Genomic DNA, 18,135 nt, shown 5'->3' on the forward strand with positions numbered 1-18,135 from the left:
TTATATTGGTTATTTTTAGATGTTTGACATTGGCTTCTTACGATAATATACTTAGTACACCTAATTAATTGTGCATCTATTTAATTGTACTGCTATTTAATAGATGTCCTATGGTGTTGGATATCTAATGGAATGATAAAGAAAGAAGGAGGAATCCATTATGACTGATATAGATCCGGTCGCTCAGAAGCTTTTGTACTCCATCATGCAGTTTAATAAAGGCAAATGGAGGCAACATAAACCTCATGGGCGCAATCACAATGAAATTATGGTGCTGGCTTGTTTGCTGCATGGTACGCATCCGGGAGAACGTCTGGATTGGCGGGATAATCCGCCAGATTTTGAGAGAGAGCTGAATGAGAGTCGCCCAGGGCTAAAAGTATCGGAAATCAGTGCGTTACTGCGGGTGAAATCACCAACGATAACCCCGGTTATTCGTGGCCTTGAGGACGAAGGGCTGGTGGAACGAACGATGGACCCGAAGGATCGCCGTGCTGTGCGTATTACCATTACGGAGGCAGGGCGTAACATTATTCGGGCGGCACATGAGGAGCGCATGCAAACGTTCAACCAGCTCGTCGAGCATTTGGGTGAGGAAGAAAGCATTCATTTGACGGAGTTGTTGACCAAGGTTTATACCTTTTTTGATACAGTGGTTTTCCAACAGACGGAGACGTCCACACAAGGAGATGATACGCCATGATGAAATTGTTTCGCATGCTGAAGCCATACCGAATCCCCATTTTCTTTATTTTGAGTCTGGTCCTGCTGCAGTCGCTGGCCGAACTGTATCTGCCAACCCTGATGGCGGATATCGTCAATGACGGTATAGTAAAAGGGGATATTCCGTACATCTGGCAGATTGGCGGTTGGATGCTGGTCATTGCTATTGGAGGCACGATCTGTTCCGTAACAGCCAGTTATTTGTCTTCCCGTACAGCGGGTGGTTTTGCCCAAAAACTGCGCAGCAGAGTGTTCCGTCATGTGGAGAACTTTTCGCTGCAGGAATTCGACAAGCTGGGTACAGCTTCGCTGATTACCCGGACTACCAATGATATAACGCAGGTTCAGAACGTATTAACGATGATGCTGCGCATGATGATTATGGCTCCAATGATGTGTATCGGCGGTATCTTCATGGCGGTATCTCAGGATGCCAAATTATCAACCATTTTCCTGGTTGTCCTGCCTGTATTGGGCGGAGCTATTGCACTGATTGGTGCGAAGGGCTTGCCGATGTTCAAACAAATTCAGAAAAAACTCGACCGACTCAATCTGGTCCTGCGTGAGCAATTAACAGGTATCCGCGTGGTTCGTGCCTTTAATCGCGGGGAACATGAGCGTATTCGCTTTAATGGGGCGAATACGGACCTTAGAGACGTTTCCATTAAAGTAAATGTGCTCATGGCGACATTAATGCCAGTCATGATGCTGGTTATGAACTTGTCGATGGTTGCCATCCTTTATTTTGGTGGACTGCGGATCGACAGCGGCAATATGAACATTGGTTCACTGATTGCCTTTCTTCAATATGCGATGCAAATTATGTTCTCTCTCATCATGGTTTCCATTATCTTTGTCATGATCCCAAGAGCTTCGGCTTCGGCAGAGCGGATCAACGAAGTATTGGATATGCAGCCGGATCTCAGCAATCCCGAGCAGCCTCGTGATATGAAATCACTGCAAGGCACGATTGAATTTGATAACGTGACATTCCGTTATCCAGGTGCAGAGAATTCAGCTCTGTCAGGCATTACTTTTACAGCACGTCCAGGTGAGACCACAGCCATTATTGGAGGCACGGGCTCAGGGAAATCCACTTTGCTCAGTCTCATTCCACGATTCTATGATGTGACCGAAGGTAGCGTCCGGGTAAACGGAACGGATGTGCGTGAGCTTCGGCAGGAGGATCTGCGAGCCAAAATCGGGTTTGTACCACAAAAGGCAGTCCTCTTTACCGGAACGGTTGCGGAGAATATCCGCCACGGGAAGGACGATGCAACGATGGAGGAAATTGTTCGAGCCGCTCAAACGGCTCAGGCAGAGAACTTCATTACCGAGATGAAAGACGGTTACGACAGCATCATTGCACAGGGAGGAAACAACGTATCCGGTGGACAGAAGCAACGTTTGTCCATTGCACGCGCAGTTGTTCGTCGTCCAGAAGTGTATATTTTTGACGACAGCTTCTCGGCTCTCGATTTCAAAACCGATGCCAAGCTTCGTGCTGCCTTGAAGTCTGAAACGACGGAAGCAGCAGTACTTATTGTAGCTCAGCGTGTAAGTACGGTTATGGATGCGGATCGTATTCTGGTTATGGATGAGGGGCAGATTGTTGGTTCAGGAACACATAGAGAGCTGCTGGAGCACAATGAAGTGTATCGCGAGATTGTATCCTCCCAGCTGACAGAGGAGGAGATCGCATGAGTGAACGCAGAGAAGACAAGTCACCTCGTCCCCCAGGCCCGGTCGGTCCAGGCCATCCAGGCGGCGGAATGGGCATGCGAGGTCCGGTTGAGAAAGCGAAAGATTTCAAAGGTACACTGCGACGCTTGATGAAGTATCTCCAGCCACACTCGCATCGTCTGCTGGGTGTATTGGTGGCAGCGATTCTGAGTACCGTATTCAGCATTATCAGTCCAAAGGTGATGGCGGAAGGGACCGATATCCTCAGTAAAGGTGCTATTGCCATCCTTCAGGGTGTGCAGGGGGCCGGGATTGATTTTCCTGCCTTGATGAAAGTATTGTATCTGCTTGTGGGACTTTATCTGTTTAGTGCAGCCTTTTCGTATGTTCAGCAATACTTGATGGCTGGCGTAGCTCAGCGGGTGGTGTATGATATGCGTGAGCAGGTCAGCGCCAAGGTGGGACGTCTGCCATTGAAATATTTTGATTCCCGTACCCACGGGGAAACATTAAGCCGGGCGACAAATGACGTGGACAACATCAGTAATACGCTTCAGCAAAGTTTGGCACAGTTTATTACGTCTGTAGTTACCATTGTCGGGGTTATCGTCATGATGTTGACCATTAGTCCATGGATGACCCTCATTACCGTTTTGACATTGCCGTTGAGTGTAGTTGTTGTGATGCTGGTTGCATCTCGATCGCAAAAACACTTTGCGGGTCAACAGAAATCCCTTGGGGAACTGAACGGTCATGTCGAAGAGATGTACACGGGACACAAGGTCGTCAAAGCATTTGGACGCGAAGAACAATCGGTACAGCAATTCGAGAAGGTCAATGAAGAGCTGTATGAATCCGGCTGGAAAGCCCAGTTTATCTCCGGTATTATTATGCCGCTCATGAGTTTTGTCGGTAACTTGGGTTATGTACTGATCTGTGTGGTTGGTGGGATTTTCGTTACACGCGGATCTATCTCTATCGGGGATATTCTGGCCTTCACACAGTACTCCCGTCAATTCACACAACCGATTAACCAGATTGCAAATATCTCCAATATTATTCAATCGACGATTGCTTCGGCAGAACGGGTATTCGAGTTGCTGGATGAAGAGGAAGAAGTTCCGGAGTCCAAACAACCCGTGCAATTACAGCAGCCTAAAGGTGCAGTTGCGTTCCAAGGTGTTAATTTTGGGTATAAAGAAAATGAACTGGTCATTCATAACATGAATATTGATGTAAAACCGGGACAGACGGTAGCCATTGTTGGGCCAACGGGAGCCGGTAAAACTACCCTGATCAACCTGTTAATGCGTTTCTACGAAATTCAGGATGGTCAGATTACGATTGACGGTGCCGACATTAAGGACATGGAGCGTGGCAAGCTGCGCAGTCTGTTCGGCATGGTGCTTCAGGATACCTGGTTGTTCAACGGAACGATTCGGGACAACATCGCCTATGGTCGAGAAGGTTCTACGGAAGAGGATGTAATCAAGGCAGCCGTTGCGGCACATGCGGATCACTTTATTCGTACACTGCCTGATGGATATGACACGGTGCTGAATGAAGAGGCGTCGAACATCTCTCAAGGGCAGAAACAGTTGCTGACAATTGCAAGAGCGATTCTGGCGAACCCGGCCATCCTCATTCTGGATGAAGCGACGAGTAGCGTGGATACACGGACCGAAGTATTTATTCAGAAAGCAATGAATGATCTGATGAAGGATCGCACGAGCTTTGTCATTGCACACCGTTTGTCCACCATTCGCGGCGCCGATCTGATCCTGGTTATGGATCATGGTAACGTGATTGAACAGGGCAATCATGAGGAATTGATGGCAAGTCAGGGCTTCTATGCGGATTTGTACAATAGTCAGTTTGCGGAGCAACAACCGCAGGCGATCTGATTACAGATGTAACTGATAAGAATAGCCGGGAGTACTCCATAAGGATGCTCCCGGCTATTTGTCGTGTATCCAGAGGATTGTCCTCCAATGTGGAGTTGATTGGATTCGTTTCGATATGATGGATCTATAAGATATGAAAGAACGTTGGCGTGGTAACTGGGTTGAGGTGCTCGTCAGCCTTTCAGTTGTTTGCGTGAGGGCAGACAGGGGGAGGGTTCATCCTTCGTCCATGCTAACGAATTGTAGACACCTTATATGAAGGTTTATCAAGCATTCCCAACTCTAACGAACTTGAGACATGTTATTTCTCGGATAAGCAGCACAAAGCGGTAAAATAAACTGCAGAATGCGGAAATAAAGTGTCTATGATTCGTTAGAACGCCGGTATTGTGAAATTGTGCCTATTAGAGTGTGCTGAGTTCGTTAAACAATTTCAAATAAACCGTAGTCATAATTGTCTTACATATGTCATGCTGCAAAAGTAAAAACGGGACGAAGCGGTGTAACTACATTGCATTGTCCCGTTTATTTATATTTTGAATTCATTGTACATCAATCTAGATACAAGCATACGAGCATAAGCTCACCGAGTGGGACATCCAGATTGGTCATGAGATACTTTGTAAGCCTCAGTTTGGGCCTGGCATGACCCGCATTTTACTGATCCTTAGAATCGTTCGCAGGTTCATGAGTGTCGTTGCTAGAGACCGACTTCACTTCTACCTTCACGTCGTCGCTGTTAGCTTCCTCCAGCGCAGACGGAGCGGGTTCACCCGGAATCAATTCGCGCTGCTCAATCATGCGTTTGACGACTTCATAACAGTCATCCACATGTTTGTTGCCCACATAGCGCATGGCTGTAAAGCTGAGCGCGGCAGCCAATCCCTGTCCTGCAAAGGGGACAAATTTGGCGACGGTTTTGGTGGCTACGCGCACGCCGACTCTTTTCAGAATCTGTACCACCAATTCCTTGGTGATCATACGACCGATGACTTTGCTTCCGATGGACATCACGAATCCATAGATCATGGATTTGGTCTCGGGGTCCATGCCGTCCAGCTGTTTTTGTGATAATCCGAATTTATTGTTAATGGCAGGCAACAGCTGCATCAGCATCCCCACATCAGCCAGTACGTCTGTACCGGGCAGCGGAACGAGTGTTGTACCGGCGGAAGCGGTAGCTCTTTTGCGAACCATGGTACGGCATTCCTTGCGAACTTGCTCCAATTGTTCCAACGTTGCCGGAATCATAGGGAATCCCTCCATTCGTATATGGTATAGATATAACCGTTTTGACTCGATTTGAATGGGTTCTCACCAGCAAAATTTGCAGCCTTATGACATTAAGGTGCGGAGAAACCCTTTTTTCCATGCATACATCTGGTTAAACAAGGAAATGGTTTCATAAAATAAAGGATCATCTTTATAAGTTGAACCTATATAGCTATTACGAATGGATGAGGATTAGGATGCATACTTGATTGGGAAACCTATTCGGAATCATGATGAGTGCTTAGCGAAGGGCTTGTTTACGGCTTCAACCTTTGTGGGTAAAGGGTAACAAGCATTGGAATGGAGGAAGAGGGATGGAGTTTAACAAAGCGTTGTTAATTCATCATCATCATTCGGGCAAGGCCAATCGTGAGAATACAGTGGGTCTTGTAACGGGTGTGCTGGCTCCCGCTGTCCATGAACTCGTCATTGTGCGTACGGATGAAGCTGGTGAAGGAGAGAAGCTGTGTCGTGAGCGCGGGGAACAATTCGATGTGGTGTTTATCCTGGGTGGGGATGGCACGGTGCATGAATGCGTGAATGGACTAGCTGATCTGCAACATTCTCCGTTGATTGGTATATTGCCTGGAGGCACCTGTAATGACTTTGCGCGTTCTCTCGGTATTTCACCGGATGCAGAGACTGCGGCACAAGAAATGCTGGCAGGTCGGGTGGTATCCATTGATGTTGGACGGGCTAATGATCGGGTGTTCACAAACTTTTTTGGTATTGGCTTGATCAGTGATGCATCGCAGAATATTAACGAGAATCTGAAAGGCGCGCTGGGTAAGCTCAGTTACTTCATCAGCACCTTACAGACAATTAGTCATACGGAGCCGTTTCGTTATCAACTGGAGGCGGATGGGAAAGAGATGGAAGGCGAAGCGGTGATGATCTATGCAGCCAATGGCCGTTTTCTGGGAACGAATGCCCTGCCCTTTGCACCGGATTCGTTGCAGGATGGGGAGTTGGACGTACTCATTATTCATGAGACAGGCATCCCGTTACTGCGAGAGATTCTGTCACACAAGCCGGAGGGAGATTGGCAACCTCAGAGTGAGAGTATTTCATACTTCAAGGCATCCACGCTTAAAGTGAAGACAGATGCGCCGATGTCAGCCGACACGGATGGCGAATTGTATATGAAGACACCGGCCGACCTGTCGGTGCTGACGGGTCATCTGAAGTTTTTAACCGGGGAGGGTTATTAAATCCCCCGGTTTTTTGGTTTGGTTTTGGCTAATCGTAAACTCAATCATTCCCTGGCTGATCTTTCATATGACGTAGTCTGAACTCATCCTCCAGCATGCTCATAAGAATGGCATCATGGTATTGATGATTGTAGAACAAGACATCCCGCTTCACACCCTCGCGCTGGAATCCGAGTTTCTCATACGTGCGAATGGCTCGCTCGTTGAAGGCGTACACCTCAAGCTCGATTCGATGCAAGTTACAGATTCCGAAGCCGTAGTCCAGCATAAGTAGCAACGCCTCGCTACCGTAGCCTTTTCCTTGATGCTCCACCTGATCGATGGCAACCCGAATGTGTGCACTGCGATTTTTGGCATGCATGTCCATGAGGACGACATCTCCGATGATCTGGTCATTTTCCTGTAAAGCAATAAGTAGCATGAGTCTGGTGTCATCTTGTGCAGCGCTCTCAACATAACGTTCAACCTGAGCGCGTGTGAAACTGTTCTGTGTTCCTGTCAGCCTGCGCATCTCGGCATCAAATAGGCCAGGGAAATAAGCATCCACATCTGTAATCTCGAAAGGACGCAGGTATATGCGCTGCGTTTCCAGCAGACGGGGGATGCGCGGGGATGGTTTTGGTGGTGACATTGTTGTTTCCTCCTATGAGTTCAAGGCTAGTGTTATTCATGTTATGTATCGTATTAATCAACGGGAAATAGATAATTAACAACACTTTACCATATTTTCTCATGCTTGTAGCTATAATGGTCGATATAAGTATTGTCGTGCTTGCTAAGTCGAAGAGAAACCTAGTTTGAAGATTCGTATTACTCTGCTCGAATTACATATTTTGATTTGCTGTACTGTATACATAGCTGCGTTGTAGTAAACCAGACATTCATAGTCTTAAAGAGACGTATCAATTTACCTTAGCAGGCCGATAGATTCTATAAGAATAGAAATGGGGATTTAACGAAATGCGAAAGTTAGAGAATTGTTTGAAGTGGTTTACTGTTTTTTTAATTTTGGCTACACCGCTGTTTACTTCACCTGGACAGGTCTTAGCAGCGAAAAAAGAAATCTATATTACTCTTTCTGGTGAGAAACACAGATATGTGGGAGAAGTCAAAAATGGTGTTCCTAATGGTAAAGGAATATCCTACTTTCCAAATGGGAAGAAGAGCTTTGAAGGTAAGTTTGTAGCGGGAATGCCTCATGAAGGAAAAAGGTATAACGCAGATGGAAAGCTGTACTCGGATATTTCTAATGGACAGGGAAAGACTTATTACCCAAATGGAAAGTTTAATTATGTTGGTAAGGTGGATAAGGAAACATGGCTTCCTTCAGGTAAGGGTACCGAATATTATCCAGATGGAACGGTTAAATATAAGGGTGATTTTTTGAATGGTTCGTTTCATGGTCAAGGTAAGTGGTATACAGAATATGGTGAAATGTTCTATCAGGGCACATTTAAGAATGGGTTGCCACAGGGACAAGGAAAAGCATATCAATATGGAGAAATTGCCTATGTTGGTGCATTTGATAAAGGAGTACCCACGTATTCTGGCAAAATTAAATTGTACGAAGATGGTGTAATCATCTATGATGGGCAGGCTAAAAATGGAGCCATTACCGGCAAAGGTAAAGGGTACTTGAACGGTAAGTTAGTCTATGTGGGCATGTTTAAAAACGGAAGACCAACGGGTGAAGGTAAATTCTATACGGAGAATAGTAGTGATGGCCCTAATATATCTATTTATATCACTGTTGACTAAGTAACAGGTAAGTAATTACAGAATCAATTCAAAATTTTCAGGAGCAGAGTCCTATAATCATGATTAGATTTCAACAAATAAACCATCGGTAGGTGTGTTCATTGCATCGGTCCGATGGTTTTTTTGGCATAACTGCTTTTGAGATACAGCTATATATTTTAGTTCCGCTTAACCGCTCCATCCAGAAACAGCGCCACCAGTTCCTGCGCAAGTTCCTCGATGCTGCCGCCATTCATGTTGCGTACATCTTCGCGGTTCGCGAGCATGAGCAGTGACGTAAACGCATGGGCAAGCAGCATGGGGTTCCCGACCCGCAAATAACCGTTATCCATCTCCTGCTGGAAGTGGGTGGCTAGCACTTCAAAGATGCGAACCTCCGCTTCCCGAATCTGGGCGAGCTGCTCCGTGTCTAGATGTTTCTCGGCTTCTCGCATCATGGTCTCCGTTTCAATATGGGAGTGCTGCATCTTTGCTTCCGCAACCTTGATCAGCCGATCTTGCAGCGTACCTGGTTCATCCAGACGGAGCGAAGTCTGCTGCATACTCATCGCCATCATGCGTGTAATGGCAACGGTGAATAGATCGGCTTTGCTGGTGAAATGATAATAGATTGATGCTTTGGTTACATTGCATAATGAAGCAATCTGCTGGAGAGAGACGGGTTCATACCCGTATTCCATAAACAGACGTGACGCGGTCATCAATATGTTGGTTTGAACAGATGCTTGATCCACACCTGTTTTGGGTCTACCCGGTGACCGGGGAATGTTTGTTTTTTTGCTCATAAGTACATACCTCTTTACGTATTTAATTGCTTGTTAGAAGTGTTCACAAAATTAGGCATTGCAAAATTAACCTTCCGGTATATATAATTAAATCGATTATACTATGACCCGTGGTTCATTACTACACCATCACATATATTAGGGCTTCATAGAAACAGAATAGGGAGATGAAGAGACAATGCAGGAAGGTTCGGGTTACGGCCGCTGGGTTGCTGGCAAACGAAGCAAATGGATTACACTGTTGGTATGGATCATTATCGCCGTTGTTCTTGGCATGGTATGGCCTGCTGTAGGTGATCGTGAAACCAATAACGCGCAGGATCTAAGTGAGTCCAAACCGTCGGTTCAGGCAGCTGCACTTGCCGAGAAGGAATTCCCTGGGGGTGAAGGATTGCCCGCACTGATCGTATGGCGTCAAGCCGGCGGTCTGACGGATGAGCAAATTCAGAACATTCAGGCATTAACGGAGCGACTGGATCAAGATCCGGTAGAACAACAGCAGTCCGTTGTACCACTCTATCAATTGCCTCCACAGGCATTGAAAGGTCAGCTTTCGGAAGACGGAAGCACCTTGGTTATGCCACTTTTCTTCAATGAAGGTGCCGATTCGGAACAATTGAAGGAAGGTATTGAAGCGCTTGAGCAAAAAATACAAGACATCTTCGGGGCAAACCCGTTCGATGTAGCTATAGATGATGCCAATATACTGATTGCCCGTGTAACAGGGCCAGTAGGGATATCCATTGACGCGAGCGGATTATTCTCCTCCGCCGATGTATCCTTGCTGATCGCTACGGTTGTACTGGTATTAGTACTGCTGTTGTTGATCTATCGTTCGCCGGTATTGGCGATTATCCCGATCATTGCTGTTGGATTCGCGTATATGGTGACAAGCCCCATTCTCGGATTCATGGCGGATCAGGGATGGATTACGGTGGATGCACAGTCGATCTCGATCATGACCGTACTGTTATTCGGAGCAGGAACAGATTACTGTCTGTTCATGATCTCCAGATACCGCCAAATTCTCTATCATGAGCCGGACAAAAAGAAAGCAATTTTCCAGGCAATTACCGGATCATCTGGCGCCATTGCTATGAGTGGATTCACGGTCGTAGCAGCATTACTGGTGCTGTTGCTGGCTGAATACGGTGCATATCATCGCTTTGCCGTACCATTCAGTCTGTCCATCTTTATTATGTTTATTGCAAGTCTGACGCTGGTTCCGGCGCTTCTGGCGATCTTCGGTCGGGGTTCATTCTACCCGTTCGTACCGCGTACCCACGAGATGGAAGTGGAGCGTGCGAAGAAAAAAGGCAAACCGGCTCCGGCCCCGCGCAAAATCAAGGAAAGCTGGATTGGCCGTGTTGTAGTAACAAAGCCATGGACCGTTCTTGCAATTACGTTGGTATTGCTGGGAGGACTGGCGGCATTCTCTACTCAGGTTAAATTCACGTATGATCTGTTGTCTTCCTTCCCGGAGGATGTGCCTTCCCGCGAAGGTTTCACCGTCATCGGCGAACAATTCTCCCAAGGTGAACTGGCTCCTGTCAAAGTGATCGTTGATGCCGAAGGCAAAGAAACTGATCTGAAGCAGCGGCTCGAATCGCTGGATTACATTAGCAGAGTAGGCGATGCTCAGCAGGGTGCCGAGAATGCCAACATTACCGCTTTTGATGTGGAATTCAATCTGAATCCATATTCCATGGAGGCAATGCAGCATATTCCAGATCTGCGGGCTACTGCGGAACAGGCGCTTCAAGATGCTGGTGTAGCTAATGTGGACAGTCAGGTCTGGATCGATGGTCAGACGGCTGAACAGTATGACATTGAAGTGACCGGAGAAAGGGATGCCAAGATCATTATTCCAGTGGTCATCGGCATGATTACATTGTTATTACTATTATACCTGCGTTCAGTTGTAGCTACGGCATATCTGATTGCAACGGTTGTTCTATCGTATTTCTCTGCACTGGGTCTGGGTTGGATCATCATTCACTACGGACTTGGCGCAGATGCCATTCAGGGAGCGATTCCGCTGTATTCCTTTGTATTCCTCGTGGCACTGGGTGAAGACTACAACATCTTCATGATCTCTAGCATCTGGCAGAAACGCAAAACGATGCCACTTCGTCAAGCGATTAGAGAAGGTGTTGGCGAGACAAGTTCCGTTATTACATCTGCAGGTCTGATCTTGGCAGGAACATTTGCGGTACTTGCTACATTACCAATTCAGGTGTTGGTGCAGTTTGGTATTATCACAGCTGTTGGTGTGATGTTGGATACCTTCCTGGTTCGCCCGTTCATGGTACCGGCGATCACCGCACTACTGGGCAAATGGGCCTTCTGGCCAGGTAAGTATGTGCCGATTGCCGAAAAGAATGAGGAGAAACAGAACCAGTCCATGTAATGCATGGATTGGGTGAGATGGACGGCAGGGCTTCAAGCCTGCTGTCCATTTCTTTATTTTCCGAACGATGATGACCTCTACCAGTTGTCCTCCTGAGATGGAATGGTGGAACTGTAAAATATCCGCAGGATGAGGCGTGATCCTTGTTTTCTTTGCATGGGGAAGGTTTACGTAACCAACGGTTATGGGACATAATAGAGAGAGCGTCGGCCTTGGGCAGACGGATGATCAACATCAATAGGACAACCAGGGGAAGGATGAAAGCAAGCATGACGAACCAACTTAATGTGTATTTCAACCATGACGGCGGCGTGGATGACCTCGTATCGCTGTTCATGCTTCTGCAAATGGACAATGTACATGTAACCGGCGTATCGGTTATTCCGGCAGACGGATATCTGGAGCCAGCAACAGATGCCAGTCGTAAGATTATCGATCGTTTCGGTACATATTCCGTAGAGGTATCCAAATCCAACTCCAGAGGGAAAAATCCATTTCCTGCGGCGTGGAGACTGCATTCCTTCTATGTAGATGCACTTCCTGTACTGAACGAGTCCGGTAAAATGGAAGCTCCACTCTCTGCTGTTCCGGCACACCAGCATCTGATCGAGAAAGTGCGCAATACCGAAGGCAAAACGTTGCTCCTGTTCACAGGCCCACTGACTGACCTTGCGCGTGCACTGGACGAAGCACCAGACATTGAAGAGAAAATCGACAAGCTGGTATGGATGGGCGGCACGTTCGAGCGTGGTAACGTAGAAGAGCCTGAGCATGACGGCACAGCTGAATGGAACGTATTCTGGGACCCGGAAGCGGCTTACCGTGTATGGCAGAGTGGTATCCAGATCGATCTGGTTGCACTGGAAAGCACAAACAAAGTACCTCTGACTCCAGCCGTTCGTAACCGTTGGGCAGCAGAGCGTCGCTTTGAAGGCGTTGATTTCCTGGGTAACTGTTACGCAGGTTGTCCGCCACTGGTGTACAGTGAGACGAATTCCACATACTATTTGTGGGATGTGCTGACAACGGCTTCCGTTGGACGCGAGGACATCGTGAAGAAGAAAACCGTAAACTGTATTGTCATCCCAGATGGTCCTAGCCAGGGCCGCACGGTGGAGCAAGCAGACGGACGTCCAGTACAACTGGTGTATGATACCGATCCGGAAGCGTTCTTTACGTACATGACGGATTTGGGTAAAAAAGCTGCTCCGCAGCGCTACTAATTCAGGCAGCCGTAAGGCTTGCCATCCTTAAAGATACAACAAAAATAAAGCCGCAGGCAGTGTACGGAAATGGGGTTGACCCCCATGCTCCTGTCCCTGCCGTGCGGCTTTTTGTTTTGGGCTGATTTATATAGATTGATAAAAGCGATCGGAAGGTTGTTCTGTCATCGAAGTGGCAAGTGTGAATATTCTTTAGTTCAATCTATATAGCAATCTAAGCTGCCCGCTATATTTTAAATCGACTAATCAATCGGTTCAGCTCACTGGACAATACCCGCAGAGATTCGGCGGATGCACTCATCTCATCCATGGATTGCAGCTGGCTACCGGTAGCGTGCGATACCTTCTGGATACTTGAAGAGGATTCGCGTGAGATATGTTCCATATCCTCCACGGAAGCGGACACTTCTTCTGCAATGGCAGACAGTTGCTCGGATGCTGCGGATACTTCGTGCAGACGTTCATTCATCGTCTCAATACCGGTATGAATGGATGTGAATGAACGGCCTGCCTCCTGAACAACAGCGAGACCGGATTGGACTGCTGATGTGCTGGCAGACATATGTTCTGACAACAGGGCAGTCTGGCGTGTCATCTCGGCGATCAGTTCGGTTACATGCTGGGACGATTGCTCTGATTCCCCCGCAAGCTTGCGAACCTCTGAGGCAACCACCGCAAACCCGCTGCCATACTCTCCTGCACGAGCTGCTTCAATACTTGCATTAAGTGCGAGCAGATTGGTCTGTGAAGCGATACCTTTCATCAGATGTGCCACCGACTCAATTTTACCTGAGTACTGCTCCAGCTGGGAGGTGGAGGCTACCATCTGCACATTCGCCTGATGAATTTTGTCCATACTGTCCATCGCCGTGTTGATGTTGGCTTGACCTTGCACCGCGTTATTGGTCGTTTCCTGTGATACATCCGCGACTATAGAAGAAGAATTCGCAATATGCTGCATGCTGCGTGTGATCTCTTCCATGGCTACCGTAACTTCGCCAGCACGAGCCACCTGTTCAGCAGCTCCACTGGCCGTATGATTGGTATGCTCGGCAATACGCTGACTAGCTTCGGCAGTCGCCTGTGAATGTTTGGATACACCTTCTGCAGCTTGTAGCAGAGAATCGGAGCTTTGACGGATGCCCGTCATGACATCACGGGTACCTGTAACCAGATGTTTGAACTCGGAAGCGAGCTGTCCTACCTCGTCCTTGCGACTAAGTTCAACGTTGACGGTCAGGTCGCCTTTTCCTACCTGGGTAATTAACTTCTTCAACTTCACCAATGGTCGGGTCAAGTAATGGGCGAATCCATACACCAGCAAGACACTCAGCAGAACAATAGCCAAGGCTGTCCAGATCATGGTCATACGGTTGCGGGACATCAGTTCATAGACTGCAGTAGAGTCCAGATCCGCACCGACCAATCCTAGTACTTTCCCGTCAGTCCCATGGATCGGCACATATGCTGTAATGGTAGCGCCATATTCATCCTGTGTGAGTTCGCCCCGAATAGGCTCATTCTGTTCAAAAGCTTGCAGCATTCCTTCATAATGGGTCTCTTCTGCGGAACCGTAAGAGGAGAAATCATCCTCTGCCACATCCGCAGCAGCCCCATCTACAACGTAGAAATATGTATCTGTTCCATTTTCTTCGCGTGTACCAAGGGTGTACAGATACTTGAGTCCATTGGCCTCGCGCAGCTGACTAAGCTGCTCACGCAATATGCCGTAATACGCTGTCTCGTCCTGTCCGGTACTGAGTGGTGCATACAGAGAGGTGTCAATTAATGCAGCTGCCCGTTCACCCACAGCCTGTGCCTGCATCCCCATGGATTGCTCGACCAGTTGGGCTGATGAACGGTACATGGTAATGCCAAGAACCGCACCCGCGGCTAGCATCAGACAGGAAAAAAATAAAAAGATCCTCATAAACAAACTGTTCATTGGTAAAAGTGTTCCCCCTTGATCTGTTGAATCAATCGTCTCTTTGTCTCTTTACTTGGTGCTTGTTGTTCTTCTTTGGTTCGTATGTATTGTTTATCAAATATACAGTTTTCTACTTGAAATATCGGCATCCGGTCCATAAAGAATTAGCTCCCGAGTCAATTTGATCCGGGAGCTAGTTTCGTTTCAATCCTATATTGACCATGCCCATCATTGGAAGAAACCTCATTGTTACTCCTTAGAGGGGCTTCATATGACTGAGTGATTACGTCATTACATTGTTCCGCCGCCCTGGCGAACAGAGGCAGGAATCTTTTCAGGTCCCTGATTAATATATTTATTGATAAAAGTACCTACTTTGGCATCGTCGAATTGGTCGAGCTTCATCGTTTTGGTCCATGCGGTCACCACGACTTCACTGCCTTCGGGAATATCCTTGTTGGGTACAGCCAGAATACCTGCTCCGGCTTCGCGGAATTTGGCGAGGTATTTCAGATGTTCCTTCAAATCCTCGCTTGCGTTCTCACGATAATAGATGATGATATCCCCGTGCTCCAGATTGTGTACCAGGTAATTGTAGCCCGGGAAGTCGGTGTAAAATCCAAACTTGATGTCATGCGGATTATGCGGCCCCGATGTTGGAATTGTCATCTCATACTGAATGGGGTCCTCCGTATGGTCTGCCCCATAATATTTATCTTCAGTCACGTCGATTGTCGCGTTGGACTCCAGATCAGCTACATTATATGTTTTACCTGCTCCTTGCATGAAGAACAGACCAAACGTAATAATCGACACAGCCATCATTACATGTGCAGCCAGCCGAAGGGATCGACTTTTTTTGTGGATGTCCGCCCGTTCTTTCTTTTTCATGTGGCCCAGGATTCTGCCCTGTGTGCGTGATGCCCAGATATAGGCGGCGATGGAGAACAGTAACACGATTACACCTACGATGAGCCACAGGTAGGATGTACCTGCCTCGTGCTCCATTTGCATATGATTCATATGAGTCATGTCCATAGAGAGTTCCTCTGCTTCCTTTGTAAAATGAGTGATCATTACACTACATAATGTAGTGTTTATGGCAATGGTGAGTCCTCTCATTACGTAACGGAAGTTGCTGGATTCGTGTTTGTTACGTAAATAAGAACATACCTATTGCACTACACATTATAGTGTATGAAACATGCTCGGCGCAATGCTGCCTTGGTAAACCAAAAAAAGACCTTCCCCGCGCGAGCAGGGAAAGCCTTAATACAAATCTAATGAGATAACAGCGATCGGAAGGTTGTTCTGTCATCGAAGTAACAAGTGTAAATAACTTTATCCAACTGAACTATTTTACAGACGACCAAACGGTGAAAGCATCAAGCGGATCAGCCCAATGATAATCTCACCCAACAATCGATACAGAATAAAGAACACGACCACATTGGCAATAAGCACGCTGTACATGCTATCGATGGCTGCTTGGGTACGATTCAGTGGATATTGGAACAGCACCGAGTTCAGCGCAACAAAGATAATGATATACGAGACAGCAAGCAATGAGATCGCGATGGAATACGAGATGATAATAAACAGATTCGCCAGAACAAGGGATACGACAGCAGGAACAAGCAATGTACCAAACTGGGCAACCAGTGTTTTGGGCCGGAAGGTTATTTTTTCAATCTTCAGAATAGCGTACATCAGTGCAATAGAGGCAATCAGGATAATGACGGTGAACAACAGCGGTCTTAAAAATCCACCAATGAACAAGCCGTCCATGCCTATGCGACTAAAGGTAATTAAGAAGTATGTAGAAGATAGAACTGCAATTAGCGCCATCGTTAGCCATCCGTTTAGGGAATGCTGGTCGCCAACGGTTTTCATCGTCTGATAAGGACGGGCCAATACACTGAGGAAATAGGATAGATACTGTTTGCTTACTTCTTTGGCTTGCTGAACTTTCTCATTCTGCACAATATTATTCCACTGATTGGAGCTATTGTCTCCTGCAGAAGCATGGTCATTGGTACCTGTTGATTCTCTTGTCTGTTCCTTGTGAATGGAGACGGATGGTGTGTTGGATGGAGCGGATGCCTGGGAAGAGGTAGCCTGCGTGCTGGACCAACGGGTATATTCGGGTTCGGAAGCAGCAGCAGATTCCGGGTTCGGTACAGGAGTTGGTGATGAGGTTGTTTGCGTTAGATTAGAGCCGCACCTCTCGCAAAAATGGGCATCTCCATTTTCATGATTACATACTGGACATTTCATGGTATAAGCCTCCAATTTCTAGAAAATAAAAACATGTCAACATTGTGTCTCATTTTAACGGTTAATGACGAAGTTTGTCTATGTTTCGCAGGAATTAGTACCCATTTAGGGAAAGTTGAAACAAAGCCTAGAATCCTGTGTATGAAAACAGAGTGTAGAAGCAACAATAGTATAGGAATGACATGCAGGCATATTAATGTAAATTCACTGTGGTTTAAGACGAATTGTTTTCGGCTGGTAATGTCTCATCGTTCGCTTTTATGTGTTATTCTCATGTTAACTATATCTTTTGGGTTGCCTATGATCGTATATTTATGTATAATCAATCGTGTTAACACGTCGAATGTACGGTAGTAAGAGATGTGGGTGAGTTCATGGAACTACTGGACAGCAATGAGAGCAAGAAGAAGATGTGCCAGTATTATAACGAAATTTCGAAGGAACTGTTCGGATTTGGCACCACTCTCCTGAGAGTGACCATTGACCAGAATATTGTGACCTTCTACGCGAAGCACCGACGTTCACCGCGCTCTGACGCCCTGGAAGGGGAGGCCCCCGGCTTAAAGCTGGAAGTGGACTTCCGCATGTCTGTCTTATATAAGAAGAAATTCCGGGAGAAGCTCGAGCAACACATGGGTTTGCCAATTGAAGCTATATTGCGGGATTATGATGCGTCCACCCAGTGGGCGATCACGAATGTGATTCTGGAACAGGCCTAAGGATGGATCGGCAGGATTAATTCTTGTTGATGTATACAGAGGTTATGGCCCGGATTCATGATCAGGTTCCGTACAATTTCATATGATGGCGTCTGTCTTCGGATTGATTCTGAAGCAGAAACCGATGATGTACCGGCAGCGGGTGTCGCTTTCCTTTGTTTACGAAGAAAAGTGTTCTTGTTTATACAAGAACACTTTTCTTTTTGTTTTTTTCATACACATCACATATATCAGGGGGAATCA

General features: G+C 46.9%; 14 protein-coding genes. 8 read left to right on the top strand and 6 right to left on the bottom strand.

What is annotated here, in order from left to right; translation table 11 throughout:
* Positions 1–160 precede the first annotated feature (160 nt).
* From D829_RS0125620 to D829_RS0125630, 3 genes are read left to right on the top strand one after another with little or no spacing between them, the layout of a single operon-like run.
* Positions 161–703, top strand: a complete 543-nt coding sequence (locus D829_RS0125620; RefSeq protein ID WP_017691772.1) for a MarR family transcriptional regulator — start codon at positions 161–163, stop codon at positions 701–703.
* On the top strand, positions 700–2,427 hold the full coding sequence (locus tag D829_RS0125625; RefSeq protein ID WP_017691773.1) for an ABC transporter ATP-binding protein: 1,728 nt from the start codon (positions 700–702) through the stop codon (positions 2,425–2,427). Before D829_RS0125620 ends, D829_RS0125625 begins: the two co-directional genes overlap by 4 nt.
* A complete protein-coding gene (locus tag D829_RS0125630; protein ID WP_017691774.1) occupies positions 2,424–4,310 on the top strand; it encodes an ABC transporter ATP-binding protein in 1,887 nt (628 codons plus the stop codon). Before D829_RS0125625 ends, D829_RS0125630 begins: the two co-directional genes overlap by 4 nt.
* A 657-nt stretch (positions 4,311–4,967) precedes the next feature.
* Here the strand turns inward: D829_RS0125630 and D829_RS31930 are convergent.
* Entirely contained in the window at positions 4,968–5,561 is a 594-nt protein-coding gene (locus D829_RS31930) for a hypothetical protein (protein ID WP_017691775.1), read from the bottom strand.
* A gap of 335 nt (positions 5,562–5,896) precedes the next feature.
* On the opposite strand from D829_RS31930, the gene D829_RS0125640 reads away from it, so the two are divergent.
* Positions 5,897–6,793 (top strand): diacylglycerol kinase family protein, encoded by an 897-nt coding sequence (locus tag D829_RS0125640; RefSeq protein WP_017691776.1) that lies wholly within the window; start codon positions 5,897–5,899, stop codon positions 6,791–6,793.
* Positions 6,794–6,833: 40 nt separating this feature from the next.
* Here D829_RS0125640 and D829_RS0125645 read toward each other — a convergent pair whose 3' ends face one another.
* Positions 6,834–7,424, bottom strand: coding sequence for a GNAT family protein (locus D829_RS0125645; protein ID WP_017691777.1), 591 nt, complete (start codon positions 7,422–7,424; stop codon positions 6,834–6,836).
* 329 nt (positions 7,425–7,753) lie between these two features.
* Here D829_RS0125645 and D829_RS0125650 point away from each other — a divergent pair, with 329 nt between their 5' ends.
* Positions 7,754–8,551, top strand: a complete 798-nt coding sequence (locus tag D829_RS0125650; protein WP_017691778.1) for a hypothetical protein — start codon at positions 7,754–7,756, stop codon at positions 8,549–8,551.
* Positions 8,552–8,709: 158 nt separating this feature from the next.
* On the opposite strand, the gene D829_RS0125655 is transcribed toward D829_RS0125650, so the two are convergent.
* Positions 8,710–9,336 carry a TetR/AcrR family transcriptional regulator gene (locus D829_RS0125655; protein ID WP_017691779.1) on the bottom strand — a complete coding sequence of 209 codons (627 nt, stop codon included), beginning with the start codon at positions 9,334–9,336 and terminating at the stop codon, positions 8,710–8,712.
* 178 nt (positions 9,337–9,514) lie between these two features.
* Between D829_RS0125655 and D829_RS0125660 the strand changes: the two genes are divergently transcribed.
* Both D829_RS0125660 and D829_RS0125665 read left to right on the top strand, forming a co-directional pair.
* Positions 9,515–11,746, top strand: coding sequence for an MMPL family transporter (locus D829_RS0125660; protein ID WP_017691780.1), 2,232 nt, complete (start codon positions 9,515–9,517; stop codon positions 11,744–11,746).
* 269 nt (positions 11,747–12,015) lie between these two features.
* Complete coding sequence (locus D829_RS0125665; RefSeq protein ID WP_017691781.1) at positions 12,016–12,969, top strand: nucleoside hydrolase; 954 nt, start codon at positions 12,016–12,018, stop codon at positions 12,967–12,969.
* Positions 12,970–13,195: 226 nt separating this feature from the next.
* On the opposite strand, the gene D829_RS0125670 is transcribed toward D829_RS0125665, so the two are convergent.
* The 3 genes from D829_RS0125670 to D829_RS0125685 form a co-directional block, all read right to left on the bottom strand.
* Complete coding sequence (locus D829_RS0125670) at positions 13,196–14,914, bottom strand: methyl-accepting chemotaxis protein (protein ID WP_017691782.1); 1,719 nt, start codon at positions 14,912–14,914, stop codon at positions 13,196–13,198.
* 273 nt (positions 14,915–15,187) lie between these two features.
* Entirely contained in the window at positions 15,188–15,934 is a 747-nt protein-coding gene (locus D829_RS32670) for a DUF3105 domain-containing protein (RefSeq protein WP_017691784.1), read from the bottom strand.
* A gap of 321 nt (positions 15,935–16,255) precedes the next feature.
* The gene (locus D829_RS0125685; RefSeq protein WP_017691785.1) at positions 16,256–17,173 is read right to left on the bottom strand and encodes a zinc ribbon domain-containing protein; all 918 of its coding nucleotides are present in this window, start codon (positions 17,171–17,173) and stop codon (positions 16,256–16,258) included.
* Positions 17,174–17,547: 374 nt separating this feature from the next.
* Here D829_RS0125685 and D829_RS0125690 point away from each other — a divergent pair, with 374 nt between their 5' ends.
* Complete coding sequence (locus tag D829_RS0125690) at positions 17,548–17,892, top strand: Na-translocating system protein MpsC family protein (RefSeq protein WP_017691786.1); 345 nt, start codon at positions 17,548–17,550, stop codon at positions 17,890–17,892.
* Positions 17,893–18,135: the final 243 nt, after the last annotated feature.

This window comes from Paenibacillus sp. PAMC 26794, from assembly GCF_000316035.1.
GTDB lineage: Bacteria > Bacillota > Bacilli > Paenibacillales > Paenibacillaceae > Paenibacillus.

Excerpts from the sequence above, each read along its gene's own strand:
- D829_RS0125620 (WP_017691772.1), top strand. The coding sequence starts at position 161 with ATGACTGATATAGATCCGGTCGCTCAGAAGCTTTTGTACTCCATCATG.
- D829_RS0125625 (WP_017691773.1), top strand. The coding sequence starts at position 700 with ATGATGAAATTGTTTCGCATGCTGAAGCCATACCGAATCCCCATTTTC.
- D829_RS0125630 (WP_017691774.1), top strand. The coding sequence starts at position 2,424 with ATGAGTGAACGCAGAGAAGACAAGTCACCTCGTCCCCCAGGCCCGGTC.
- D829_RS31930 (WP_017691775.1), bottom strand. The coding sequence starts at position 5,561 with ATGATTCCGGCAACGTTGGAACAATTGGAGCAAGTTCGCAAGGAATGC.
- D829_RS0125640 (WP_017691776.1), top strand. The coding sequence starts at position 5,897 with ATGGAGTTTAACAAAGCGTTGTTAATTCATCATCATCATTCGGGCAAG.
- D829_RS0125645 (WP_017691777.1), bottom strand. The coding sequence starts at position 7,424 with ATGTCACCACCAAAACCATCCCCGCGCATCCCCCGTCTGCTGGAAACG.
- D829_RS0125650 (WP_017691778.1), top strand. The coding sequence starts at position 7,754 with ATGCGAAAGTTAGAGAATTGTTTGAAGTGGTTTACTGTTTTTTTAATT.
- D829_RS0125655 (WP_017691779.1), bottom strand. The coding sequence starts at position 9,336 with ATGAGCAAAAAAACAAACATTCCCCGGTCACCGGGTAGACCCAAAACA.
- D829_RS0125660 (WP_017691780.1), top strand. The coding sequence starts at position 9,515 with ATGCAGGAAGGTTCGGGTTACGGCCGCTGGGTTGCTGGCAAACGAAGC.
- D829_RS0125665 (WP_017691781.1), top strand. The coding sequence starts at position 12,016 with ATGACGAACCAACTTAATGTGTATTTCAACCATGACGGCGGCGTGGAT.
- D829_RS0125670 (WP_017691782.1), bottom strand. The coding sequence starts at position 14,914 with ATGAACAGTTTGTTTATGAGGATCTTTTTATTTTTTTCCTGTCTGATG.
- D829_RS32670 (WP_017691784.1), bottom strand. The coding sequence starts at position 15,934 with ATGGACATGACTCATATGAATCATATGCAAATGGAGCACGAGGCAGGT.
- D829_RS0125685 (WP_017691785.1), bottom strand. The coding sequence starts at position 17,173 with ATGAAATGTCCAGTATGTAATCATGAAAATGGAGATGCCCATTTTTGC.
- D829_RS0125690 (WP_017691786.1), top strand. The coding sequence starts at position 17,548 with ATGGAACTACTGGACAGCAATGAGAGCAAGAAGAAGATGTGCCAGTAT.